The following is a 26,413-nucleotide window of genomic DNA, read 5'->3' as shown; positions in this document are numbered from 1 at the left end:
CTTTAACGCTCTTTATTTTACCATTTTAAGAACACATCACTTGCCGCCTCGGCAATTTCATGATCATGTTCTGCGCTATCACACTCACTCCGGTGGCGCCGATCAAATAGTTGTCATACAGCAGAAAAATTCCGCCTCCAAAGGGCACAATCTTTCCCCAAGCGTCTCTTCCATCTGGAAGAAAAGCATTTCCCGGTTGTGTATTTCCCCATAAAACTTTTGTGGCCATTGTAGCATGACAGCTGTATAAGCTTTCTTAGAAGCTAATTCAACACTGATAGTCTCAGCGTCGCCTAACTTAAAAAAGCCATAGACAGCCTCAAAGCGCCTGTTCTACAGATCAATACCGAAATTTGGATGAATTCAACTATGTGAACAATGAAAGGTAATACTCGAATAAGCTTTCCGCTTTTAATAGGGCTAACATTTATTACATCTATTATATTTATTATGTTTTTTTATATTCATTGCAGTCATAAATTATGATGACGGTTTATTTTGTCACTAAACCCAGACACTCGCCTTGGCTTCTTTCACCAAGACAATGAACTCCTCCGGACAAATATTATGATACAACCCTCCATCATCTTCTGCTACCTCTAACATTTTATGTAATTAAAATTTTTTCCATTTAATTCTACTTACAAGTATAAATTTCAATAAACTTTTGCTTCGCGGTAATGAATAATTTTCCTCAATTTAGGTCCTATCAAATTAAATTTCATTATACTAGTTTAATTTTTCAAGACTTAAAGGCCATCAACTTCCAGGATTGTAAATCCAACAAATCATTGAGACCTTCCACTAACATAGCTACCAAGTTGAACCCCCTGTAACTGTTGAATATTGCCAGATATTGGGGCCTTAATTGTATAACGCCTTTTTTCTTCGACCAGTTGTACTGCACTAGATTCAATGGTTCTTATTTGCTCCTTGTAGTTTAAGGCTTCGCTTTCCCATACATTCCTCTGCTTCTGGGTCACCATGTTAAGACTGGAAACAGATTGATCATAGCTCAACTTTATATTCTCAAACTCACTTGCGGCAATCACTTTTTCTTGAAATAGCTGCTGACTCCTTTCCATGTCAATTTTAAACTTGCTCACTCTTGTTTTCGCCTCCGAAATCGCTTCCTTATATTGCAGCAAAGAGGCTTTGTAGTAAGGGGTTTTAGGGCTATCATCTCCTGCCAATAAAAGGGAAATATCTGCGAGATAATTTCGATATTCGCTCAGCCGATTGGTGTGAATATCCGCTTGTTTGTCAACGGATCGCTCATCAATTGTCCAAATTATACTATCCTTTCTAACAAGCATATTTTCTCTGAGGTCAATTTTTGTAAGAAACCCATTTACAGGTATGATCACGTCTTGTTTTTCAACCCGAGCCTGAATTTGCCCATTGGCACTGGCACTGACATCTACGTAAATAAATGGAAGCGAAAAGATAATTGCAATTACTGAGCATACAATAGTTATATAGATAATTTGGCTGCGGGTATTGACGACAGGCAGGTAACTTTCCACACTATTTTCCACGGCCTCCGAGGGGAACAACTGTAACATAAAGAATTATAGATTATAGGCTCCAACAGATAATTCACTTGCAGCTGTTTGGTGACAGTTGCTGCCATCACCGCCACTGCGGTGGATTTGTTTCCGGATGGGCATACCTAAACATAATAAAATGTGTTGCTTTTTTTGAATTACTCAGGACTGGCGCACCAGCAATTTATTGGTGAGCGCAAGAAGGTTTTCTTTCCGCTTGAATGGTACGTCCACCATATCCAGGCAATTGAAAGCCATTGCAGTATATTGCGAAACTTTGCCGGTTGCCCATTCGTCTACTTTGCAGTCTTTGTAAATCTCTAATACTGCTGCTACTCTCTCGCCTTCATTTTTCGACATGGCGTTCAGTAATTCTTTTTTTTGTACGGAAGTACTCCTTTCCCAGGCTTTAATCAATAATGCCGTTTTCTTATTTTCCAGGATGTCGCCACCAGGTTGCTTACCGGTTACAGACGGTTCGCCAAAAGCGTCCAGGTAATCATCCTGTATCTGAAAAGCAATACCAAGATTTTTACCAAAGTCGTAGAGATAGGCTTGTTGCTGTAGATCTGCTCCGCCAATGGTTGCTCCTATTTTGATGCTGGCAGCCAGCAAAACAGATGTTTTAAGGATGATCATTTTCAGGTAGCCCGGAAAGCTAATCTGGTCCAGGTCCATTTTTTCAAAATCAACATCCATTTGCTGTCCTTCGCAAATTTGAAGTATGGTTGCAGAGAATAGCGCATGTATTTGCTGTTTGTATTGCTCCTGCACATTACTAATGTGTTGGAAAGCATTGACCAAAAGAACATCTCCTGTCAGTATTGCCGTGGGTATATTATATTTGACATGTATTGTTGGTTTGCCACGCCGTAAGGGAGAATGGTCCATAATATCATCGTGTACCAAAGAACAATTATGAAATAATTCAATGGCGTTGCCTGCATGAAAGCTATCCTGGTGAATGTCCCCAAACAGCTCGTTTCCCAAAAGACATAATACAGGCCGGATTCTTTTTCCACCTCCTTCTAAAAAATAACGGGTGGCGCTATAGAGGTTATGAGGTTCCTCCGGAAAGTTGAGCTGGCTGCACCGTGCGTTATACTGTCCTATCAGGTCATTGAGGGAATTCATATGTTGTTATTTATCAATAGTCCGGTAATAAATGAGACGGCAAAAGCCCCTGTGTTCAGGCGTTTCCCGTCATCACATGTGCTCCGGCGGCCTGGTTTATCAGAGGGGTGCGCCGGCCCAAACCAGGCACAGAATGAGGTGCTTCGTCAGCCGTTTTTAACAGTACAACACGCACCAGGCTATCATTTCAGCTTGTCCTCCCGATTAGCCTGAAAATGCTTGATCTCTACCCTTTCCAGCGTCTCGCCTTTCCCATTTGGCGGCACAGGAAATGCCCCGGGGTCATATCTGCCCGTTCCGCTTTTATAATACCAATCATTTAAACCGCTGATCATTTGTTTTATGTGGTAAATAAAATCTTCTGTCTGTTTTTGGTAGGGGCTAAAATCCGGCAGATGGTTTGATAATGTTACAAATTCGTCTACAAACTCGTCATGGACCCTCATTGCCTCTGTACAGGCTTCATCAAAAGATATTTTATGGTGACGTTGTAATAATATGATGCTGTTAAGAAATTCTGATTCTATCGATAGCTCTTTCCCAATAGTTGCAAAATCGTTCTGAAGCGCAACAATGATTGACTGCAGTAAGACCAGACGCTGGATAATGGTATGATTATAAATATCGTCAGGTAAAGCAAAACCAATCAAAGGACATATCTGGTCAACAAATGGTATCATGCCTATGGAGTTGGCGCGGATCAGATGAAAGAGGGACATTGGGGGAGCCTCCATACTGGCCTTATACTTCGATTCTCCCATGATCCCGTCAATAACAAAGTGGTGCTTATAATTTTTGGCGATCCGTTCAATCCAGAAGTCGGGCATCCCAAACTCAATCCATTCTTTTCTGTTCGTTTGTATTTGACGAAATATTCCTTTTTCACCCGGACGGGGATCGTCTCCCATCATCACTTCAAATATCCGGTCCCCGAAAGCCGCTATCTCCTTTACCGGTAAAAGTTCTGCATAGTCGTCAGTTACTGTCATATAAATTACAAAACGCGCCACAGAGATTACTTTTTTCCGGTCGGTAACAGTAGGCACCATAAAAGCACCAACATCAACCAACCGGTGCCTGTGATAGCTTACCAGCGCCTCTGGTGACAGAAATTGATAGTCCTGATCATACCAATTTCTTTCTTCTTCATAAAGACTTCCGACAAAAGGGCTTTGAGCGGTTGACCAGGGGTATACCGGCATGGGTACATTAAATTGCTTCTTCATGTATTCAATATTTAGTGAAAATTCCTATCCGTTGTTTGTTCACCAATGGCACCTGTCCAAATTAGTTAAGCAGGCTGCAATTCACATGCAGGCAGATTTATAGTTAAGAATATTTTTCTCTGCGAAGGCTTCGCATTACGCATCATTATTTTTGACTTGTTAAATATTTTCATGGTTATGAGCCAACAAATACTTTCCATGTTTCGCTACCCGTTCCCGACGCTGAAGAACCCCTTTGCTGAGGCGCTCCAGGAGCTGACAGAGAATGAGTGGATCGACAATGAGTACCGCTGGCTATACCAGGATGATGAATCCACGAGATTAAAGTATAAGAAAACCAAAACAGCGCACATTGCTTCGCAATGGTTTCCCACTGCAAACTATGAACGGTTAAAGCCTGTTTGCCGGCTTATGCTATGGACACTCTATAACGATGACATGTACGAAGAAGCCACGCCGGAAGAGATAAGCATGGTGCACAAAAATACGGTCGCTATTTTGAAAGGAGAGATAACCGCAGAGGATTCCGGGTTGCCACTTGGCCGGTTATTATCTTCGCTGAGGGCAGAATTGTTAACGCTGCTTACCCCGGAATCATTACACCGTTTTGTGACTGCCCTCAGCGGTTATTTTACAGGCCTTGAGCAGGAAATGATCTATAAGGTAAGGAAGGCTTTTCCGAGTGTAGAAGACTGCCTGGCCATCAGGGAAAGCTCGCTCTGTCTTCGTCCTTTCCTTGAGCTGGCGGACATAGAGACCGGGCAACCACTGCCCGATGAAATACATCATCACCCGGTAATGCAACGGCTCATGTCCCTTGCTATCCGCATGATGGTATGCTTTAATGAAGTACAGTCTGTAGCAAAAGATGAAGCCACGGATGGCGTCTATTACAATTTGGTAAAGGCAATTCAGCATAATCGCAACCTTTCGCTCGAAGATGCCTGTATGGAGAATCTGCGCATACATAGCGAATACCTGCGGGAATTTATTTATCTTCAGTCGTTTCTGCCGGATTTTGGCAATTGGCAGGATGCGGTAGTTAACCGGGTACACTATATAAGCATGACCCTAAGCGGCTGGAAATCCATCTCCTTTAACCTGCCGCGATATAATAGTACAGACGGTTTCCCCGCCGTCAGCGCATTGAAGCAGCATAAATGGATCCATCAATAGCGCAATTTGTTAAGCAAAAGTATGTTTGATCCTTTTTCTTTTGAGTTCGTATGTTTGAAGAACATGGCTTCAAGAATGATGTAACTTTCATTATAGCACCCTTCCAGTAATGACAATAAAACCGTTCCCGGCGCGGGCTCCAATATGTAAGCGGCCGCCACGTCTTTGAGAACGCTAATATTCTCAAGGTCGTTTGGATTGATGTTTGAGATCAGTAGTGTTTCGTTAAGAATAATAGCCATTTCCAGCTTCACCAATACAAATGCGCTGTCCTTACTATCCAGTGCACTGATATCGACAGCTATTCCATTGTCATGCAGATAGCCGGTCCTCTCCGCCCTTTACCTGGGTAGGTAGAAACCGTATCCAACTTAAGGCAGAAGAAGCCCTCTTTATCCGTCGATGTTTGCCTCCGTTCATTCCGGGTGCTATCAGTGATGGTAACAACAGCGTTAGCAATGGGTGTTAATGTTGTCCTATTAACTTACAGAAGCGAATTTTCAGGCGTTAACGATGAGATCAGGTAGCTCGCAGCAATGCTGCCATCCCTGGTAAGCTCAATTCAGCAATGGAGAAAACAAAAATGCGGGATAGTCGGATGACTATCCCGTTTTAGCAAATAAACGAATTATTATCTATTCGAATTTAATAAAACCAGGTTAAATAACGTGGGTAAAAGAACAAGGGATAATGCTTGATACCGGCCTGATAGCTCAAAAAGGGGTGCTACCGCCTCCGCATTCTTAATCAACCGGGAAAAGTTGTGGATTTGATACCACAAATTCCAGCTATTTCCGTGTTTTGTCTGCATAACAACAGACGCGGCGATAGCTGAACTAACGGTCGGGGTAATTCTTCATCCGGTCTTTTTTAATTACTTAATTGTTAATTACAGATAAATTTTGATTCATACTGGGTAAAAAAATGATGTCGATGTATCTAATGTATGAGTAGCATAAATAGACAGATCATAGGCAACAATTTTAACTGGTTTGATCCGGAAGACATGAATTCTCTGTCCTCCCTTATTTAATCTTTTAGGACAATATAGAATAAATAGCGATTTCGCTAATGGCACAGAAAAATGAAAATAGATATGGTTTTAGCTATAAAGCACAGATGGTCTCATCAGTGCTTTGTTCATTTAAATCCACGCTCTGGTAATCACTGCCGCGGTTATTCCTCCTCCTTTATGGCCGTTCCTTTCAGAACCCGGCAGACTGGAGGTCACCAATTAATGCAATTCAATTTATATCGATGTCAGTTGAAAAAAAAGCATTAATAGGCAGGTATTAGGGCTTGTCATCATTTTATTTATATGTGTGAGTACACGCGCTCAAACATTCCGGTCATCAGCAAAATTGACCATCAGTGGCTATATTTTCGATAAAAAAAGTAGTGAGCGGTTGTTTTAGCAAATTACAGCTTTTCTAAGTATAATACTATTAAAATTATATATACGATAAATATATTATATTATAATTGCTATGGTATTATTCTCTTCATAAAGCTGCAAAACAAAATCCGCGTGAAAAAGCGGTTCCAATGAATTCACATTCCCTGCACTTTTGAAGCGGACACTCTAAATTTTGAAAGGCACTGCGAGAGCGATGCTTTTTTACTTATAGTTGAAATCACTGGAACGGGCACACGAAAGTAATATCACGCAGGATATCATAACCTGTTCTTTACAGCTACTCCTATTAAAGAAAAGCTATGGCTAAGTGTTGGATTATGGTCCCTATTATCCCTTATTCCCGAACTACTAACCTCTCTCTCTTTATAAAATTCGTTCTTCACTTCATAGCTTTCAATAAGCTTTTATCGGCAATTACCAAGTCCTGTCAAATGCTGATTTTCAGTTGAAAATAAAATGTCTTATTTTTACAAAAATATTCATTTCCAGCCAACATGGATAAAACAAGACATATAGTTATACTCGTCCCCCCGCAAACCTCATTGTTAGATGTAGCGGGCCCATTGGAAGTTTTTTCCAAAACCTCCGACTATATGACAAGGCACAGAAAGGCAAAAGATAAATGCTATACTACACACCTGGTATCGATGGATAATACGATGGCTGTTCCTACTTCATCCGGAATGCCTGTCATTTGCGAAGGAGGTATTTCAGGGATTCGCTACCCGATAGATACCGTGATCATTGCCGGCAGGGGAGAATACAGGAAGGGAGGACCGGCCCATATACTGAAATGGATTCAAAAAATCAATAAGAGCAAACCCAAAACCCGCATCGCCTCTATTTGTGCAGGAGCTTTTATCCTGGCGGAAACCGGGCTGCTGGATGGCAGGCGCGCCACCACTCACTGGCAGCTGCACGATAAACTGGCCGAGAAATTTCCGTTGGTCAGGGTAGAGAAAGACCCCATCTATATCAAACAGGGAAATATTTACACCTCTGCGGGGATATCCACTGGCATTGATCTTACACTGGCGCTGGTAGAAGAGGATCTGGGAAGGGACGTGGCCATTGAGGTATCCAGGATCCTGGTATTATACCTGAAACGGCCCGGCAACCAGTCGCAGTTCAGCAATATCCTCATGACGCAAAAAACAGATTACAGGCCAGTAAAAGATAGTTTACAGTGGATCCAGGAACACCTGGACGAAGATCTATCTGTTGAACAACTGGCAGCCAGGGCCTCCATGAGCGCCCGGAATTTTTCCCGGGTGTTTTACCGGGAGGCGGGGGTAACGCCCGCCAAGTTCGTTGAAAAAGCCAGGGTGGAAGCTGCTCGCCGCCGCCTGGAAGAAACCCGTTTAAGCCTCGAAGAAATAGCAGCAGAATGCGGAACCGGCGACGCCAACGGCTTAAGGCGGCTTTTTAACCGCCACCTTAATACCACTCCGGCTGCCTACCGGAAAAGCTTTGCCTGATTTATATATTGCCGAAGCTGATCAATAACCTTGTTAACTGGGAAACGAATGACATTTCATTATCGTACCAGGAAACGGTTTTGAGCAGTTGCTTATCCCCTATCCCCGTAATTTTGGTTTGAGTAGCGTCGAACAAGGAACCATAACTCATTCCCACTATATCCTGCGAAACGATAGGATCTTCGTTATAGCCGTACGATTCGTTGGCTGCGCCTTTCATTACCTCGTTTATTTCTTTTTCACTGGTTGTTTTACCCAATAAAGTATATAATTCCACCACTGAACCTGAATGAACGGGAACACGCTGGGAAGCGCCATCCAGTTTTCCGTTCAGCTCAGGTATTACCAGGCCTATGGCTTTGGCAGCACCCGTGGTATAAGGAACAATACTGTCGGCCGCTGCTCTCGATTTACGGAAGCCATTTTTAGGATCAGGTGTATCCATCAGGGGCTGTGAATTAGTATAGGCGTGAATGGTATTCATCTGGCCGGTAATAATGCCGAAACGGTCATTTAATACTTTAGCCATAGGCGCCAGGCAGTTGGTAGTGCATGATGCCGCGCTGATCAATACATCTTCTTTATTCAGCAGCTGGTGGTTAACATTGTATACAATCGTTTTCACATCCTTGTCGGAAGGTGCAGATATGATCACTTTCTTAGCGCCCGCTCTTAAATGCAATGCTGCTTTGTCTTTCGATTCAAAGATCCCCGTACATTCCAGTACCACATCTATCCCCAGTTCTTTCCAGGGCAGGTTCTCAGGATTTCTTTCTGCATATACCGCTACCTCTTTTCCATCAACCGTCAGTGATTTCTCTGTGCTGCTTATGGTATTGGGAAATACGCCATGCACGGAATCATATTTAAGTAAATATGCGAGCATTTCAGGGGTGCTTAAATCGTTTAAAGCTACTACTTCCACTTCGTTATTACCAAACAGTTTCCTGAATGTCATTCTGCCGATTCTTCCGAATCCGTTTATTGCAACTTTTATCATACTATTTGATTTTATACTGTATGACAAAGGTAGCTTTTGTACGGTTTGTCTGAAATGACAAATTTCATTCAATTTATGACAACAGGTAAAAAGCGGACATTGGGATCACTTAACCATTTCTGATAGCTAAGCTAAACAAAACAGCCTCGTATATTTCAATTCCAATATGGAATAAGAGGTAATATTCTTTGCAAATGGAGGAGCTCCCTATGGAGCCAAAGTATAGCTTAATTCAGCCTATCGGGACTTCTTTGAAGATTTCTTTGCAGTAACAACAGTGGTATCTGAAATCTTCTTGGAATTGTTGCGCTTCACTCCGTGGGAATTATACCAAACAGCAAAACAAAATGAAAGCCCGCCTATCACCAATAAGGTCCCTATTATTCTCAGCATTGTTTCAAAAGCAGGAATGATTACAGATTTCCGGTAGGAACTAAAGCGTTGTAATCCACCTTCTCCTCTTCTGTAAAAACGATTTCTGCTGACGTAAATGCGGAACGCCATACCAATAACGATCATCAATATCCCTACAACCAGAACAGTAATTTCACTTTTCGCCATTTGACAGGAGTAATTTAAGTGATCAGAAATAGGAAACTGTAGAACTGGATTAACTTATAGTGTTAATGAATTTAGCAAAAAAAGAGAAAAATTCATCAAAAAAAATCTACCTGGAAAACTTCAGATAAAAAACAACAAAAAAAGGTGCCTCCAAACGAAGACACCCTTTTAAAATCTACAACTCCCTCTTACTGATTCGCCAGCGTAATCATCGCCGACACCTCCGCCACAGCTGCATCATCGCCACCACTAAATCCGGTGAAACGGAACCTGATATTGCCTTTTCCATCAATCACAAACTTGGTTGGAATGCCTTTTACTTTATAGCTGTCTACCACTTTATTCACACCGGTTTCAGGATCTTTCAAATCCATCAGCACTTCAAACGGATAGTTGTTACCTGTAACAAATTTCTTAGCCTTAGCGGTTGCATCTGTTTCTTTTTCCCAGGTGTGCACAAACAGGAATTTCACATTAGGATCGCTCTTATACTTTTCCATTGCTTTCTTCATGGCAGGGAATGATGCTTTACATGGCCCGCACCAGGTGGCCCAGAAATCCAGTACAATTGTTTTCCCTTTGTAATCTGCCAGGGACACAGTGTTACCATCTACATCCTTCAAGGTGAATCCGGGAGCCGGTTCTGTAATGATCTGCTTCGCAAACTCCTCGCGCATTTTCACATCCAACCCACTTTTCAGTGAGTCTATATAACCTTCCAGGTTATTGTTGTTGCGGACTTTGGCATAAGCGGCGGCCAGCAATTCTTTGTTACTGCTGTTCAGTTTTCCCTGTGCTGCAATTTCACTCATGCGGGTGTATGCCCCATTATAATCACCTTTCGCGAGGAGCACCTTTGCATACATTTCGTTTACCTGGGGTCTTACCGGCGTTTCCGCTTGTTCAGCACGTTTAAGGTATACCAGTGCTGAATCGTATTCTTTATCGTTGAACAGCAATTGTGCATAACTGCTTAAATAGCCCGGATAGCCCATAGCGGCAAATGCTGCTCCCATTTCATTCTTACGGGTTGCTTTGAATTCCCACGCGTCATCAATGGCGGCCGCCTGGTACATACCAGGCCAATGACGGGTGTAAAGCAGATCAAATGCAGCCACATCACCTCGCTTCAGCAGACTAATCAGCTCCTGGTCACTATACGAATTGCCGCTTATCAAATTGCTTCTTTTCTTCCGCTAAATTAAAGAAAGCATGGTAGATTGAGAAAACATATGTCATAATCAACATATCTCAACCCACAAAAAAAGCCTTTACCCGGGCAGGTAAAGGCTTTCAACAATTCGTCCTTATAGCTGAGAATGTACTTAATGATTATAAGGCGTTACCACCAGCTTATACTTTCCATCCTTCAACAATTTTCTTTCAAACGTGATCTCTACCCGCTTCTTCTCCCCTTTCAACAATGTAAAATAGTTATCATTCATCACTGCAGGTAACACCCGCTCATTGTTATCCGCTTTTAGCAGTTGCACATGCACAGCAAATGCAGGAGCAGAAGCGGGATTGGTGATAGTAGCAATAATGAGGGTACTATCGCCATGCTGTTCCAATATGGAAGCTGTTTTCAGCTGTACAGGCGGTAGCTTGTCCAGCGCTGTATAATCAGTCATACGGCTGCTTCTCCAGTAGAAGTTCTCCGACTGTAATTTTCCCCGGGCGTCTTTCAGCAACAAGCGGATAAACTGCACATCCGTTAAAGACCTGCTGCGTTTGCCATACACTTCCATATCAAATAAGGAATAGCCCCATGAAGTGGCGCGCCTGCGGCCGAGCATGCGTACATACCGTGCTTTCACCGGTTTAACGGTAATAGTTTCAATGCCTCCTTTACCAGCGTCAGTGGTGTATATATCCTGCCATTGCTTTGCATCATCAGATACCTGTAAGTTATAGGCGCTGGCATATGCATCTTCCCAATGCAGCATCACGCTGCTGATATTTTGCGCAGTACCCAGATCAACGTATACCCATTCATTATCTGTGTAATTACTGCTCCATCTTGAACCGGTACTGCCATCCGCCACGGCGCCTGCACCAGCGCTTTCCGGCGAAGAAGAGGATGCCGCTGCTGGTTTCTTAAACGCCAGGTTATCTACATTGAAGTTTAAATCAAAGCAGGGTGTGGCAGTATTGGAAACAGCATCAATGGTTGCCTTCCTGCCGAATGTTGGGGCCGGTGTTCCATCCATATTGTACACAATCGCTTCTGCCTGTAAGCCCTGATACTGTTCCCGCGTGGTGTTGATCACTTTTACGGAATTATCTGCTGCGCTCCATTGAATATGCAATGGCTCGCAGGCCTTTTTAACGCCCCAGTAAGCACCGGTGAGGTCGTAGTAATAATCATAGGTTTGCCATACCAGGCTCGGGTAAGCGCTTTGGCTCATCCAGGTCATTACGCCGGAAGCATCGTTCCACATATGATGCAGCCAGCCTTCATATAGGGCCTTGTTGGTTTCTATATTTACCAGTTGCGCTTTGCGGCAATAGTCTTCAATGCCGGTAGCTTTCCCGTAACTTTTGTTGATGGCATCGTCGTACCTGTCCGGGCCTGCATTAGCGGCCGAGGGGCCAAAAAAATGAAGATCCCACATTTTATTACGCGGCCACCAGCTGCTGTCCGGCATAAATTTTTTAAAGCTTTCGAAAGATGTGAAAACGGCGGTACCTATTTCAGTACGCATACCCCAACCGGGTGTTCCACCAAAGCCATTGGGATACTTTGTGAAGTACCAGGCCGGCATAAAGTTAGCCCAGGGGCCGCTGCCCGTTAACCCATCAGAATGTGAATTAGCCTGGTAAAGGCGGTCGTTGCCGTCATACGTGGCTACATTCTCCTTTAGCCAGCCATTCAGCGGCGGTAAAGGATAGCCTTCATTATCGCCGCACCATACGGCTATGCTGGGATGGTTGCGCAGTCGTTTGATCTTTTCCACTGCGTTCTTATTAAAGGCAAAAACATCTTTAGGCAGGTTGGGATGCGAGTTCAGCCAGAAGTCGTCCCACACCAGCATACCATATTTATCACAGGCATCATAAAACTCTTCGTCCGTAGTACTGCCTATCCAGTTGCGGATCATGTTAAAGTTCATTTCCTTGTGCAGGCGCACCTTCGTGTTATATTCTTCGCCACGGCAACGCAGCATGTATTCAGACATACCCCAGTTACCGCCTTTTATAAATATGCGTTTACCATTTACGCTGATGTGCAATACACCGCCAAGGGTATCGTAACTATATTGTTTTATGCCAAAAGTTATCTTTTTACTGTCGGAAGTTTCTCCACCGGATACAAACTGTAACTGGCAGGTATACAACGGCTGACTGCCATACCCATTCGGCCACCACAATTGCGGATCTGCTATTTCCGGGTGAAACGATACCTGTTCCGATTGCCCCGCCGGCAATTTTATTTTTTTAGAAAAACGGATATTACCGGGGTGAATAACACCGGATACTTCTCCTTCCTGCACAGCGGTGGAATGATTATCCAGGTCCATGCTGATGCTTAGCTTTGCGCGCGACGAATCCTCCAAAGCTGTGCGTATCCATGGATCAGCAATGGTAACCTGCCCGGAGCTGCTAAGATATACATCGTCTGTAATCCCCATATTAAGACCAGGCACATAAGGCATCCAATCCCAGCTGGCGCTGGAAATATAAGTTGGACTGGAATAATTCACAATAGGGGTGCCCGGCCAGCGCACCAGTAACAGGAGCACATTAGGCTGATCATATCTCAACAGATCCGTTACATCAAATTTACCCCGGTCCATAAAACCATCCATCGCGCCTATACGCCGGCCATTCAGGTATACTTCCGCTTTGCGGTTCACTCCTTCGAAATTCAGCCACTGCTTTTCCGCAGTATTACGTGTAGGCGTAAACGTGGCACGATACCAGAAATCGCGGTCATATTTTTTCTTATCCACCTGGTAAATATTATCACCAAAGTTGGGATCTTTTTCCAGGCCCGCTTCAACAAACGCACCGAATACAGTGCCCGGCACTACCCCGTTTACCCAACTGTTATCGTTATACCCGGGCATATAAATACCTGGCTCCTGCCCCACTTCCGATGCGGCTTTTATTTTCCAGTGCACGGCTGTGTTACTGCTGTTTAAGCTGAATGTCTTTTCCTGTGCTTTTAATGCCAGCCCGGTTATCATCAACAAGGCCAGCAATTTTTTTCCTTTGCTATTGAACATGATTTACTATTTCCAATTGAATACCCGTACGAAATACGGCCGGTACCTGTCTGCACTACCAGGACTGTTAAAGTTGGTAGCAAAATCAGTAGGATTAATGTTATAAGAGATCACCAGTTCTCCCTGCCTGCTTAGCGCATGATGCACAAAGGCGTTGTAGGTGATCATATCTCCTGTGTATTGATCAGGTATGTGATAGATGGTGCGCTTGTTGGTCCAGGGGCCAACAGGCGTACTGGATTCAAGAATATAGATATCGAGCCCGAAAATGATCTGCTGCGACACCAGGTAATACTTTCCATCTTTATAAAATACGTTAGGCTGGCTGATATCATTGCAAACATTATACTTCACGGGGGTATTGCTCCACCCGCTGCCGTTATAATATTCCCAGGCGCCGGTAAGGTCCTGTCCTGCTACACGGGCCACATACATGGAAGAAGTAAGAAAACCATTCTCCGTGCTGTACATATATGTATAGCCGTCCGGCGCCTTCATACTTCCTGCGCTGTAGTTGCTAAGCACATCCTTATCTTTTATTATCTGGCTAAGCTGCATGGAGGGCAAATCGAAAATGGCGAGGTCTGTGCTTGTATGTGCAAAGTCCCAGGTGCCGTTACCTGTTTTCCTGACATGACTCAGCAGCATCTGGAATTTATTATTATGTACCTGCCCGGCTCCTGGCCAGTACCAGTCCTGGTCTTCCGCGGCGTTGCCATATTTGATCCAGGTTTCACTGGCGCTACCGGTGCCGGGGTTCAGCTGGATGAAGCTCTGTAGAGACGTATCCAGCTGCAGGTGTGCAGCATTGCGGCGCATCACGTTGTTGGTGCGGTTACGATCGGTGCTCACCTGCCCGAAAAAGCTGTCCTGGAATGACCATACAATGCGGCCGTCGGGCAGCAGGGCAGAATAGCATCCGTCGCCGCCGTTCCAGTTCTGGTAACGGGTAAGGTAATCGTTATAATCCAGGTCGCTGTATACAGTTACGTTCGGATCCCAACGGCCATTGTTAGGTAGCAGTTGCAACCGCGGACCGGTAGCCTCGTTTGCTTTTTTAAGGATGCGCACATACCAGTATTTCTGTATACCTGCTTCGGAAGTAACGCGGTACGTATACCGGTTACCGTTCGCCGCGAAATCCACTTTCACGCCCGGCGCAGGAAGCACGGTGGCGCTTTTGGAAACGGTTACCAGCGGACTGACCGCACTCAGGTCTACATCATCCTCCACCCATAGGGTAACGGTCGCGGAATCTGTCCCGTTTACAATTTCTGATGCACCTAACTGGCCCTGTGGCAACCGGAAGGAAATAATGGCCCGTTCCTGGCTCTTGTAACCATTGAGCGGGTTTTTCATACAGGAAGAGAAAATACCGCTGGTCATCAACAGCAATAGCAGTTTATTCATGAGGATATTATTTAAAGCCGATTTGAATACCCAGGTTGATCACCCGCTGGTTGATATATGCATCTCCTGCGGAGTTACTGGCCACTTCAGGATCCTGCTGATACTTATCGTAGTTGGTCCAGGTGAACAGGTTATATGCACTCATGTAAAGACGGGCATTGTTTATCCGTGCAGGCAGCCAGCGGCTGGGCAGCTGGTAGCCTAAGTCCACTGTTTTCAGTCGCACGTAACGTGCATCAATCAACCAGAAATCCGACATATATGTGCGTGCGCTGTTGATAGTGGTAGGGTTGCTGGTAAGCCGCGGGAACTGGGCATTCGCCGCATTTTCCGGCGTCCAGCGTTGCTGATGTATAGGTTGGAACTGGCTCTGGAAAGTTTCGATACCGGTGCCCACCACGCTGAAGCTATACCCGAACGATCCCTGGAACAGGAGGTTTACGCTAAAGCCTTTATAACTGGCGCCCAGTGTAAGTCCCAGTACCGTGCTGGCCAGGTTGGGTTTACCAATAGGCCCCTGGTCGTTGTTATCGATCACCCCATCGCCATTGATATCCTTATATTTCAGGTCACCGGCCTGGATGGGATATTCACTGAGCGGAGTAGCGGGTTTATCATGTGTATTGGCCTGGATCTTCTGGATATCTTCCGGTGTATAGTAACCGATAAAAGTGTATCCGAATGGCTGATCGATGGGAAGACCTGTTTGCCGCAGCCATGGATAGGCGGGCTGTGCTTCATCTCTAAACAATACCTTATTTTTAAAATACTGGAATACGAGGCTGGTATTAAAAAATACCTGGCGGATATTACTGCGGTAGTTAATCTGCCCGTCGAAGCCCTGGTTACTGGTTCTGGCCACGTTGGTAGGACTATACCCGATACCTATTATATTTGGTACAGAGCCTTTACGTACCAGTTGATCAAAGCGGATATCGTGAAAATAATCTACCGTGAAAGATAGTTTGTCTTTAAAGAGATTTACGTCGAGCCCTATGTCTGCTTTTTTTGCTTTCTCCCAGGTAACATCCATATTACCGAGATCGCCTTCGTAGATAGAACCATTCTGCGTATCATTTTCACCAAAAGAGTAACCGCCGCCGTTCACATACTCCTGGCGGTACAGGTAACGGTTACCTGAAGTAACATCGGAACCTACCACACCGTATGACCCGCGTATTTTCAGCAGGCTTACAAAGGAGATGTTATTTTTAAAGAAGGGCTCTTCGGAAATGCTCCAGCCTGCGCCCACAGCCGGGAAGAAACCATTCCTCTTTTTTGCCTGGAACCTGTCGGACCCGTTGTATGCGCCGTTGAAATCGAGCAGGTACTTTTGCTTATAGTTGTAACCCACCTTAAAGGAGAAGCCCCTGAAATTAGCAGGGATATCTGCCTTCGACGTATAGCTTTGCCTGTTATACAGCGCCAGCCCGTTAAAAGAATGATCACCGAAAATACGGTTATAGCTGAGGAAAGCCTGTGTATTTACATTCCGGCTGTAGAGATCCGTATTGCCTGTAACCCGGTACTTCTGCAGGCGGTAGTTGCCGCGCGGATCGAGGGTATACGACTGGTCTGCCGGGTTGTAATAGTAAGAAGGCGGCTCCGCTTCGCGGAACAGGTTCCTCGCGTATTGTTCTATACCACCATATGCAATACGGCCGGTAAGCGACAATCCCTTAGTGAGGAAGTCCAGCTGCTGCGTTATATCATACAGCACATCAAAGTCTGTTCTTTTGGTGCGGCTATAACCGCCGTTGGCCAGCCTTGCATTGAGCGTTGGCAGCGCATCCTTTGTATCTGCTGCATAGGCATAGCTGCCGTTGGGGTTCATCATCGGCGCAGAGTAGGGATGTATTTTTTCGAAATTATATACTTCCGATACCACGTTGGCCGATTTGGGCTGGTTAATATCACCGAAGCGGGTAGTGAGATTGAGCCTCATCGTTAACGTTTTGGTAGCGCGCATATCCAGGTTGGAGCGGAAATTATACCTGCGGAAAAAGTAATTGGTGTTCACCTCGTTCCTGGGATCAGAAAAATCTTTCACCAACCCGTTTTGCGTAAGGAAACCCCCGGAGATAAAATACTTCACGGCATCCGTACCACCGGAAACATCCACGTTGGTATTGGCCTGGTATGCATGCTTTTTGAATACCGCATCATACCAGTTTATATCAGGATGACCGTAAGGATCGGCGCCGCTTTTAAACAGTTCAAGATCCTGCGCGGTGAACTTAGGCGCGAGACCATCGTTCTTGTACGCTTCATTTACAAGCGTGGCCGCATCATAGGAGTTCAGGAACTTCGGCGTTTTAACGGGCGATTGCTGGCCGGACTCCACGCGCACATTCACCTGTGGGAGCCCTGCTTTACCACGACGGGTAGCCACTACCAGTACACCATTTGCACCTTTGATACCATAGATCGCTGTAGTAGACGCATCTTTCAGGATGGAAATACTTTCAATCTCGTTTACGTTGATCTGTTGTAACTGGTCGTAGGAATATTCAATATCATCTACAATGATCAGCGGCTTATTGCCATCTGTGTTCAGGGAGCTAACCCCGCGGATGAAGAAGTCGGACGCATCCTTTCCTGGCTGGCCGGAACGCTGCTGGGATACGAACCCCGGCAGTTTTCCCATGAGCGCATTCTGCACATTGGCAGTAGGCACGTTCCGGATTTCCGAACCGGTGATGGCGCTTACCGCACCGGTACTGGTAATACGCTTGGCGGTATTGAAACCTACCACTACCACTTCATCGATGCCCTGTGTGGATGATTGCAGCACTACATCAACAGCATCGCGGCCGGCCACATCCACTTCCCGGGCGGAAAACCCGATGAGCTTTACGATCAGCGTATGGGAAGTACCTTTCAGCGTGAGTTTGAACCGGCCGTTGGCATCGGCTATCACGCCGTTTGCGGGCATGCCCTTTTCCGAAATGGAAGCGCCGGGCAGTACGCCGTTCATATCTTTTACCGTACCGCTTACAATTCTTTGCTGGGCCGTTGCGAGGAACGGTGCAGTGAGCAGCAGCAGGAGAAACAGTATACTATTTTTCATCTTCAGTCAGTTAAATTTCTTGTAAGGGATATGACTTTACCAGCCTGGATTCTGACGCATGTTATCATTCTTCACCACTTCATCATACGGGATCGGGTACAGGTACATCTTTGGCGCAACAAAAACAGGTTTGAATACCTCGGTCACATTATAGTTAAAGCCCGGTCCTTCCTTGATGATGCTCATACCGTGAAGCGCTTTACTGTATACCTGCTGCGCAATTTTCCAGCGGCGGATATCCCAGAAACGGTGCTCTTCAAAAGCCAGTTCTATCCTTCTTTCGTTACGTATTACATTGCGCATCTCATCTGCCGACATATTCTCCCTGAGGCCATACATACCATTATCACCGGGGGCGATGCCAGCACGGGCGCGCAGGTCTTTCAGCACCTGGTATACGGCTGCAGTAGGCCCGCTGTATTCATTCTCTGCTTCGGCAAAATTGAGCAGCACTTCGGTATAACGCAGTATGATCCAGTCGTGGCTGGTATTGCTGTATTGTGTAGCGTTTTCAAAGTTGCCCATGAACTTGCGCAGGTAATACGATGTTTTGGTGCCTGGTTCTGCACCACCTGGCCGGTTCTGCCCTCCTTCAAATGTTTGCAGCTCCGTATTCAGCCAGCGGGCGCCGTTGTAAAGGATGGTCATTGCCAGGCGTGGATCGCGGTTGGCATAAGGATTACCGGGGTTATAACCAGACGCAGGATCTGTTACAGGCACACCGGTATTGGCAGGGAAGGCATCTACCAGTTCCTGGGTGGGATTGGTGCGCCCTCTCGCTACCGCGGCAAAACCTACCGGTCCGTTGGCGCTTTCAATTTCCGTAGTATTTCCCCCCTGGCGGAAGAAGATCACCTCACTGTTGTTTTGGGTAATAAATACGTCTTTGAAATTAGGCAGCAACGAAAAGGTTTTTTCATTGATCAGGTCGCGGGCAGCATCTGCTGCAAGTTTCCACCGTTCTTTATCATAGCTGGCATATCCTGTGAGCGCATTGCCTGCTTCTATATTCTGCCCGTTGAACAATGGGCTGGCTGCGTATAACAGCACACGCGCCTTTAATGCCAGTGCGGCGCCTCTTGTAACACGGTGGCTGTTCAGTTCCGGCGCTACTACAGGATTGGGGCGGAGACTGTCTTTAATAGCATCGCATTCGTTTACAATATAGCTTACGCATTCTGCAAAAGAACTGCGTGGTATCTGTACATCATCTCCCAATTCCCTTACCTTATCTCCCATCAACGGTATACCGCCATAGCGTTTCAGCAGTTCAAAATAAAACAACGCCCTGATGAAACGGGCTTCTGCTTTCCAGGCGTAACGGATGGAAGCGCCGTTGGGCAATTTTTCTTTCACAGGAGATACATCGATGTTGGACACAAAAAGACTGGCAGCACGGATAGCGGCGTAGCAATTGTTCCAGGGCGATTCATCTGCAATAGTAGCATACGAAGTATAAGCGCCCGTTGCCAGCTGCGATACAGAAGAAGTACCTGTGAGACCGGAGATGGCATCATCAGAGGCAGCATCCAGGAGATCGCCCCCTACGCGGTTATAGCCGCCGGGCAGTTTTGAATAAATACTGTTGAGGAATTTATTGGCATAAGTGCCCAGGGAATCATCCTGGTCAAATACATACTCGATAGTCACCTTTTCGAGCGGAATAACTTCGTAATCTTTCCTGCAGCTGATAATAGCAGTCATACAGCCGGCCAGGAAGATCAATATGCGGAAATGTTTCATGATGCTTTGTTTAGAATTTTATGTTGATACCGGTGTTCAATACCCGCTGGATAGGATATGCTCCTACGCCCACTTCGGGATCAACAAAATCATATGCTGCATGTGTAAACAGGTTCTGTGCATTTGCAAACACCTTTACGCTGCCCAGCTTCACACGGCTTGTCCACCTGTAAGGAAGATTATACGCCACGTTTATATTCTTCAACCGGAAGTAATTGCCGTTACGTATCCAAAAAGAAGATGCCACCTTGTTATAGGTATTGTTGGCATCAGCAGTTAAGCGCGGATACGTGGCCGTAGCAGCCGATTCAGGCGTCCAGCGGCCGGTGATCTGCTCGTAAGCCTGGCCGTAAGTGAAATTCATAAACTGGAACCCTGCTTCGGTAGCGCCGTTATCTATATAATTAATCCTGTTGGCCACACCCTGTAATAATGCGCTGGCTTCTATTCCTTTCCAGGAAAATCCAACGTTAACACCATAGTAGATGCGTGGTTTATATGTACCGATAGGCGCTTCATCAAACTGGTTAATGGTGCCGTCGCCATTCAGGTCTTTGTAGCGTATATCGCCGGGCAGCGGTTTGTAGCCGGCGATGGTGGCGCTGCCTGCGGCTTCTTCAGCCGACTGGAAAAATCCGTCCGCAATGTAGCCGAAGCGCATACCTACCGGTTGTCCTGTTCTTTTGTTCCATTCATAATCGCGGCGTTGTTCATCCATAAACACCACTTTGGTGCCTTCTATACTGCCGTTGGCGGTGATGAAGTAATTGAAGTCTTTCACCCTGCCCTGGTAAGTAACAGTAAGCTCTCCGCCCTGGTACAGGTTAACACCTATATTTTCCGGCGGGTAAGCGGCGCCGGAAAGCGCGATGCTTTTTCCACGTATCTGCAAAAGATCCCCGTAACGGTCGTGATAATAATCACCGGTTACCTGCAGCTTGTTACCAAACAGGGAAACATCTATTCCCACATCCATTTTGCGGGCAGTTTCCCAGGAGATATTCACATTGGCCAAACCGTTTTCCTTAAAGCCGGAAGCCGGGGAACGGGCCGTTCCCTGCGAGTATATACCACCTCCTATGCCATTATCTTCGCTAAAATCCTGGCGCCAGAGATAATAGCCGGAGTTATCGATACCATTGCCGGTATATGCATAGGTGGCTCTCAGTTTCAACTGGTTCAGCCAGCTGCTGTTTTCTTTGAGAAAGCTTTCCTGTGCAAGATCCCACCCGATGCCACCGGCGAAGAAAGTACCATACTGTTTGCCGGGCAGGTAGCGGTTGAATCCACTCCTGTTAACAGCGCCTTCTATGAAATATTTATCTGCATAGTTATATGCCACTTTACCGGAGAGATTGGTGGACTTGCCCGGGAGGTCATAGTTAAATATAGTTTGCCTGGTATCTGCCAGCACTATGGCGTTCACACCATGATGGCCAAATTGCCGCTCGTAGTTCAGTGATACCTGACCGAAAAAATACTGTGCATTAAAAACAGAGATGAAATTATTCTGCTGTGCCATGGCATCGCCGTACTTTGCATACAGCGTATCTTCCTGGTCGATGGACACCTTGTATACCAGGTCCCTTTTACTGCGGTCTATTGCATTGGCCGATTGAATAGACAGGTTGCCCTTGCCTTTTACAGAAAGCCCCGGCAGCCAGTCGCCCAGGTTATAGCGCAGGTCCACGTTGGCCATTACATCTTTACTATTGTCCTGGATATAGCCGCTGTTAAATGTTTGCGACAGGAGGTTGGTCGTGAGGTTATTGGTGCCGCCCCAGCTGCCATTGGGATTGTAAATAGGATAAGCACCATTAGGTGTGGACAGCAATCCGCCCAATACATTACCAATACCAGCACCGGGTTGTGTTCCTTCCTGGAGGCGGCCAAAGAGCTGCATGCCTACATTGAAGTTCCTGCTCACATCGATATTTACATCCGTATTGATAAGGTAACGTTTCAGTCCGGCGTTGGTGTTATAATTATTGGCAGAAGAAGTATTAAAGATACCCTGCTGGCCGGTATAGTTCAGCGATACGGAATAGCGCGCGGTATTACTGCCTCCATTGATGTTCAGGTTGTAGCGCGACATGGGCGCGTTATCGCGCAGGACAGCGTCGTACCAGTTCACATCCGGGTGGGTATATGGCTTTGAGTGATCGCGGAAAGCGATAAAATCGGCTTCTTTATATAGAGGTTCCTTTCCATCGTTTTGCAGGGCTTCGTTCAGCAGGTAAGCGTATTGCCAGGAGGGCAATGGCTTTGGCATTGCGAGCGACTGCTGGATACCTGTTTGCGCGGTGAAAGATACGCGTGGCTTACCGGCCCGGGCGCGTTTGGTGGTTACCAGTAATACACCGCGGGAACTGCGCTGCCCCAGCATGATGGTAGATAACCCATCTTTCAGTACAGAAATGGATTCTATATTTTCAGGGTCTATAGAAAAGAGGTCGCGTTGTATGCCGTCTACAATAGTAACCGGTACCTGCCCGCGCAATGATAAATTCATTTCTGTATTATCGCTTGGTTCCGATGCGCCGGGCTTTGGAATGTTCCCGATGAAGATATCCACATCGAAATTATTGGCAGTACCCGGGTTCCGGAACCCGCTTACCTGCTGCGTGTACAGGCCTGCCAAACGGCCTGGCAGCGCATAGGCATACAACGTAGCGGGAGTAGTGGAGAGTTGATTTGTATATACCGTAGCGATAGCGCCTACTGAGCTTTTCGGAGATGCTTCCCCATAAAGCACTGGTATACGTTGCGGCAGGGGGATAAACAGTTCATCCATACGCAGGGTAAGCGTAGTATCCTGCACCTTCTGTTCTATTTCCCTGTAGCCGGGATGACGGAAAACCAGTGTAGTATTCCGTGCAGCGCGTATGGTAAATGCGCCGTTGGCATTGGTGCTGGTACTGTCGCCGGTATTTTTTATGAAGATGGCAACCCCTGCGAGCGGCTGGCCATAATTATCTATCAGCCTGCCGGAGATGGCGCCGGTTTGCTGGGCCTGCGCGTTCCCGCAAAGAGCAAGTACAAAACAGGCAAAGGCTGGGATATATTTTTTGATGTAGCTGTGAGCCATTGTATCAGTTTTATGGAACGGAGGTTATTGACATTTGAATGTATACACGAAAGGAGCAGTGGTGTTGCCAAATCCTACCTTTACGGTGCCGGTGGCATCTGTAAAGAAGTATTCGATCTTCTCCAGTGTTTGTCCTTCCTGCAGGTTGAAGTATGCACGGGGCCAAAAGGTGATGGCGGATTTTTTACCGGTGTATGGTATCAGTTTTGTACCGTCTGTTTGTGTGCATACTTCAAGCACCTGCCCGTTGCTGGTATAGCCTTTTGCGCACAGGTAAATATTACCTACACCATTAAGGGCGGTTTGCACCACATCAGGGTCAAAGCTCACAGTGAGGAAATCGTTGTCCGTAGCAGAACCTGGCATTACTGCCGCTATCTGCGGGTTACAGAAATCGATGAGATCGCCCTGGCCATCTGTAATGGAGAAGCAATCTTTGAACTGGCACTTATATACGTTATTGGAACCGAATACATCGCTAAGCCCGTCGCTGCTGGTGCCCAGGAAGTAACCGGTTTTAAACTGCATATTTTCCGGGCCGGGTTTGATCACCATCGTTACATCGATATTATCTTTTACGCCCTGTGGTACGTTATAGGACTGTTCTGTCCAGAACACTACCCATTCCAGGTCGTCTGTCATGTAGTTGCCGCCCATACCGAACCGGTCTTTCAGTGCGGCAGGCCATGTTTTCCCGTTAACGGTAACCGTTGAGGGCACGGGCACCATTTTACCGTTGCCATATGAATGAGTGGTAAAAGTAATTTTTGAATTGGCGGTGGCTGCCCAGCTTTTAGGTGCGAGGAAACCAACGATCAGCCGTACGCCGGAGCGTCCGCCATCCGCTACATCGATGCGGTTATGCATGGTGATGGTCATTTCCTGGTCTGCCTTCGCAGAGGAGGGCTGGTCCACACCATCAAGGAATACGCAACCGGCCAGCAGGAGCAGGAACAGGACGATACCGTAAGTATATTTTTTCATAACGCGTTGCATTGTGTTGGATCAGGGATTTAATCTTTCAAGAGTGTAGAGGTAGGTATTGGCGGTGCAACCGGGGCTGAACGAAAAGCTCATATTCCGTTTCCCGTTTACCACCGGGTAGGAAAATGTGGTGCTTACCGGTGTGCTGTTACCTGTTTGGTTGAAGCTGATCCGGAATGGATATTTTGGATCATCCAGTGAATAGCTGCCGTTTTTGCTGACCACAAAGGGCAATGGATTTTCGATGGTGTATTGCAGATCGGTGGTGAAGCGGATCCTGAACTTGGTGAAATCGGTGAGGCTGGTGATATCCACACCGTTACGGACTGCCTTAACAATACGCCACTCGCCGGCTATATCTTTTACCGGTTCGGGCACCATTATTTCATTGCGGTGGCAGGAGTTGATGATGAGTACCAGTATCGGCATCAGTAAACATACCAGGAATCTTGATTTCATGTTTGTACTTTTTACCAGGAAGGATTTTGTTTTAGCTCGGGAGATTTGGCTGTTTCACCCTGCGGGATGGCCCACAGGTACATGGCATCGCGGAAATTATGTTTGCGTACAGGAAAGATGGTATAGGTTACGTTAGCGCCGTTGCGTCTTACTTCCATGCCTGTCATTTGTTTATTTTCCGTTTGTGCGGCTATTTTCCATCTTCTCACATCCCAGAAGCGGTGTCCTTCAAAAGCCAGCTCCACTCTTCTTTCCGCGTGAATGGCTTCCCGCATCTGTTCTTTTGTAAGTCCTGCCGGAAGTTCGTAAGGCGACAACCCTGCACGTTTACGCACCAGTGCCACTGCGTTATACACCTCGGCAACCGGGCCGGCGTATTCGTTCTGTGCTTCGGCGTAGTTCAACAATACCTCTGCGTAGCGCATCAGCGGGAAGCAGCGTTGCGAACCATGTATAAAGTTGGCAGCAATATTTTCATCAAGCATTTTGTTGGTATAATAACCGGTAGGCGTTCCCGCGTGTACGGCATCCTGGCTCACGCCCTTGCCATCAGGTCCCAGGAAAATATTCACGGGTTCTTTCAGCCCGGTGTTCTGTATCAGCGGAGTTTGATCACGGATCACGGAGTAAGCCAAACGGGGATCACGGTTGCTGTATGGATTGGCAGGATCATAACCGGAGGAAGGATCTGTAATGGTTTTACCGTTGGCCATACCGAAGGCGTCTACAAAGTCCTGGTATGGAAAGCCGCCCTGGGCACCGTTCCGTGATGGAGGTTGCCAGGCCGATTCCAGTTCACGGTTACCGCCCTGCATTTTAGCGAGGATATATTCTGTATTCACCCTCAGGGTAAATACTTTATAGAAACCATAACCGGGAGCGGTGGTATTGTCTTCGTTCAGGGAATAGGCAGCCGTGTTCATCACCGCGGCAGCGGCATCAGCAGCCAGTTTCCAGCGTTCCGGTACATTGTCGGGATAGCAGGTGGCGGCATCGGCCTTATTAATACCACCGCCGTTGAAGAGCGGGCTGGCGGCGTACAGCAGCACTCTTGCCTTCAGGGCCATAGCAGCGCCTCCACTGGCCCGGCCATAGTCTTCCCTGATCCTTACCAACGGCAATGCTGCAGCAGCGGCATCACACTCTGATACGATATAGTCTACGCATTCTTTATAGGAATTGCGCACGGCAGGGATCTTATCTTCCACTTTATATACCGAGTCGCCTATCAATGGAATACCGCCGTAGTGCTTTAACAAGTCGGCATAATACCAGGCCCTCAGGAAGCGGGCTTCCGCGCTCATCACGGTGCGGATATGCGGCGGGATGGGCGAGCCGGGCAGGTGCTTCAGCAGCTGGTTTACCCGGCGGATATTGGTATAAGGCGTATTCCAGGCATCAGCGCTGATGATGGAAGGATTAACGGTACCCGTGGCAAACTGGACAGAGGTGGTGACTGTAGCAGACTTTTGCGGTTCGGCTTCATCGCAGGAGGCGTCGAGGCCCCCGTTACCAAAACGGGTGGCGCTTTCCGCGAAACCAATGTCGATGTAAATGTTGGTAAGGAAAGCAACTGTACGGGCGCTGTCGGAAAATACCGTTTGCTCGTCCAGGTTAGTTGTTTCCGTCTGGTCCAGGAAGTTCTTTTTACCACAGGAAACCAGGGTAAATATTCCTATGCATAGGCATACAGGAGCAGTGAATGCGAATTTCATTTTCATAACGTTAATACGTGTTTGCATCCGGCTTTGGTGATAAAATTTACATACGTGGCATGCCATCCCCTGTCTGCAGAAGCAGTCTTCTGCAGCAGGGGCGACGCGGGATATTTTCTGATTGGTTACTGTAGTCCCTATGGTAATGACACCTTAGAAAAGCGGTACCGCCATCC

16 protein-coding genes are annotated in these 26,413 nt (G+C 46.5%); 2 read left to right on the top strand and 14 right to left on the bottom strand.

Annotated elements, in window-relative coordinates; translation table 11 throughout:
• Window positions 1–788: 788 nt before the first annotated feature.
• From FN124_RS25005 to FN124_RS24995, 3 genes are all read right to left on the bottom strand, one after another.
• Window positions 789–1,565 (bottom strand): HlyD family secretion protein, encoded by a 777-nt coding sequence (locus tag FN124_RS25005; RefSeq protein ID WP_142687533.1) that lies wholly within the window; start codon window positions 1,563–1,565, stop codon window positions 789–791.
• 144 nt (window positions 1,566–1,709) lie between these two features.
• Window positions 1,710–2,681, bottom strand: a complete 972-nt coding sequence (locus FN124_RS25000; RefSeq protein WP_142687532.1) for a polyprenyl synthetase family protein — start codon at window positions 2,679–2,681, stop codon at window positions 1,710–1,712.
• A 182-nt stretch (window positions 2,682–2,863) separates the two neighbouring features.
• A complete protein-coding gene (locus tag FN124_RS24995; protein ID WP_142687531.1) occupies window positions 2,864–3,907 on the bottom strand; it encodes a terpene synthase family protein in 1,044 nt (347 codons plus the stop codon).
• Between the two features lie 177 nt (window positions 3,908–4,084).
• Here FN124_RS24995 and FN124_RS24990 point away from each other — a divergent pair, with 177 nt between their 5' ends.
• Together FN124_RS24990 and FN124_RS24985 are read left to right on the top strand one after the other, a co-directional pair.
• Entirely contained in the window at window positions 4,085–5,083 is a 999-nt protein-coding gene (locus tag FN124_RS24990; RefSeq protein WP_142687530.1) for a terpene synthase family protein, read from the top strand.
• A 1,911-nt stretch (window positions 5,084–6,994) separates the two neighbouring features.
• On the top strand, window positions 6,995–7,978 hold the full coding sequence (locus FN124_RS24985; protein ID WP_142687529.1) for a GlxA family transcriptional regulator: 984 nt from the start codon (window positions 6,995–6,997) through the stop codon (window positions 7,976–7,978).
• A 1-nt stretch (window position 7,979) separates the two neighbouring features.
• Here the strand turns inward: FN124_RS24985 and gap are convergent, their stop codons facing one another.
• The 11 genes from gap to FN124_RS24930 form a co-directional block, all read right to left on the bottom strand.
• On the bottom strand, window positions 7,980–8,978 hold the full coding sequence (gene gap, locus FN124_RS24980) for a type I glyceraldehyde-3-phosphate dehydrogenase (protein WP_142687528.1): 999 nt from the start codon (window positions 8,976–8,978) through the stop codon (window positions 7,980–7,982).
• A gap of 237 nt (window positions 8,979–9,215) precedes the next feature.
• Window positions 9,216–9,539 carry a hypothetical protein gene (locus FN124_RS24975; protein ID WP_142687527.1) on the bottom strand — a complete coding sequence of 108 codons (324 nt, stop codon included), beginning with the start codon at window positions 9,537–9,539 and terminating at the stop codon, window positions 9,216–9,218.
• 188 nt (window positions 9,540–9,727) lie between these two features.
• Entirely contained in the window at window positions 9,728–10,717 is a 990-nt protein-coding gene (locus FN124_RS24970; RefSeq protein ID WP_142687526.1) for a redoxin domain-containing protein, read from the bottom strand.
• A 147-nt stretch (window positions 10,718–10,864) separates the two neighbouring features.
• Complete coding sequence (locus FN124_RS24965; RefSeq protein ID WP_142687525.1) at window positions 10,865–13,768, bottom strand: galactose-binding domain-containing protein; 2,904 nt, start codon at window positions 13,766–13,768, stop codon at window positions 10,865–10,867.
• A 6-nt stretch (window positions 13,769–13,774) separates the two neighbouring features.
• Window positions 13,775–15,178, bottom strand: a complete 1,404-nt coding sequence (locus tag FN124_RS24960) for a DUF5005 domain-containing protein (protein WP_142687524.1) — start codon at window positions 15,176–15,178, stop codon at window positions 13,775–13,777.
• Between the two features lie 7 nt (window positions 15,179–15,185).
• The gene (locus tag FN124_RS24955; protein ID WP_142687523.1) at window positions 15,186–18,248 is read right to left on the bottom strand and encodes a SusC/RagA family TonB-linked outer membrane protein; all 3,063 of its coding nucleotides are present in this window, start codon (window positions 18,246–18,248) and stop codon (window positions 15,186–15,188) included.
• A gap of 36 nt (window positions 18,249–18,284) precedes the next feature.
• Window positions 18,285–19,991 (bottom strand): RagB/SusD family nutrient uptake outer membrane protein, encoded by a 1,707-nt coding sequence (locus tag FN124_RS24950; protein ID WP_142687522.1) that lies wholly within the window; start codon window positions 19,989–19,991, stop codon window positions 18,285–18,287.
• Window positions 19,992–20,001: 10 nt separating this feature from the next.
• Window positions 20,002–23,079: a SusC/RagA family TonB-linked outer membrane protein gene (locus FN124_RS24945; protein WP_142687521.1), complete on the bottom strand. Its 3,078-nt coding sequence runs from the start codon at window positions 23,077–23,079 to the stop codon at window positions 20,002–20,004.
• Between the two features lie 24 nt (window positions 23,080–23,103).
• A complete protein-coding gene (locus FN124_RS24940; protein WP_185937365.1) occupies window positions 23,104–24,063 on the bottom strand; it encodes a DUF4961 domain-containing protein in 960 nt (319 codons plus the stop codon).
• A gap of 21 nt (window positions 24,064–24,084) precedes the next feature.
• Window positions 24,085–24,522 carry a DUF5004 domain-containing protein gene (locus FN124_RS24935; RefSeq protein ID WP_142687519.1) on the bottom strand — a complete coding sequence of 146 codons (438 nt, stop codon included), beginning with the start codon at window positions 24,520–24,522 and terminating at the stop codon, window positions 24,085–24,087.
• A gap of 11 nt (window positions 24,523–24,533) precedes the next feature.
• Window positions 24,534–26,243, bottom strand: a complete 1,710-nt coding sequence (locus tag FN124_RS24930) for a RagB/SusD family nutrient uptake outer membrane protein (protein WP_260607580.1) — start codon at window positions 26,241–26,243, stop codon at window positions 24,534–24,536.
• Window positions 26,244–26,413 lie beyond the last annotated feature (170 nt).

Source organism: Chitinophaga polysaccharea, assembly GCF_902150045.1.
Classification (GTDB): Bacteria; Bacteroidota; Bacteroidia; order Chitinophagales; family Chitinophagaceae; genus Chitinophaga; species Chitinophaga polysaccharea_A.
The sequence above is the reverse complement of the archived record's forward strand: the minus strand, read 5'-3'. Positions and strand labels throughout refer to the sequence as shown.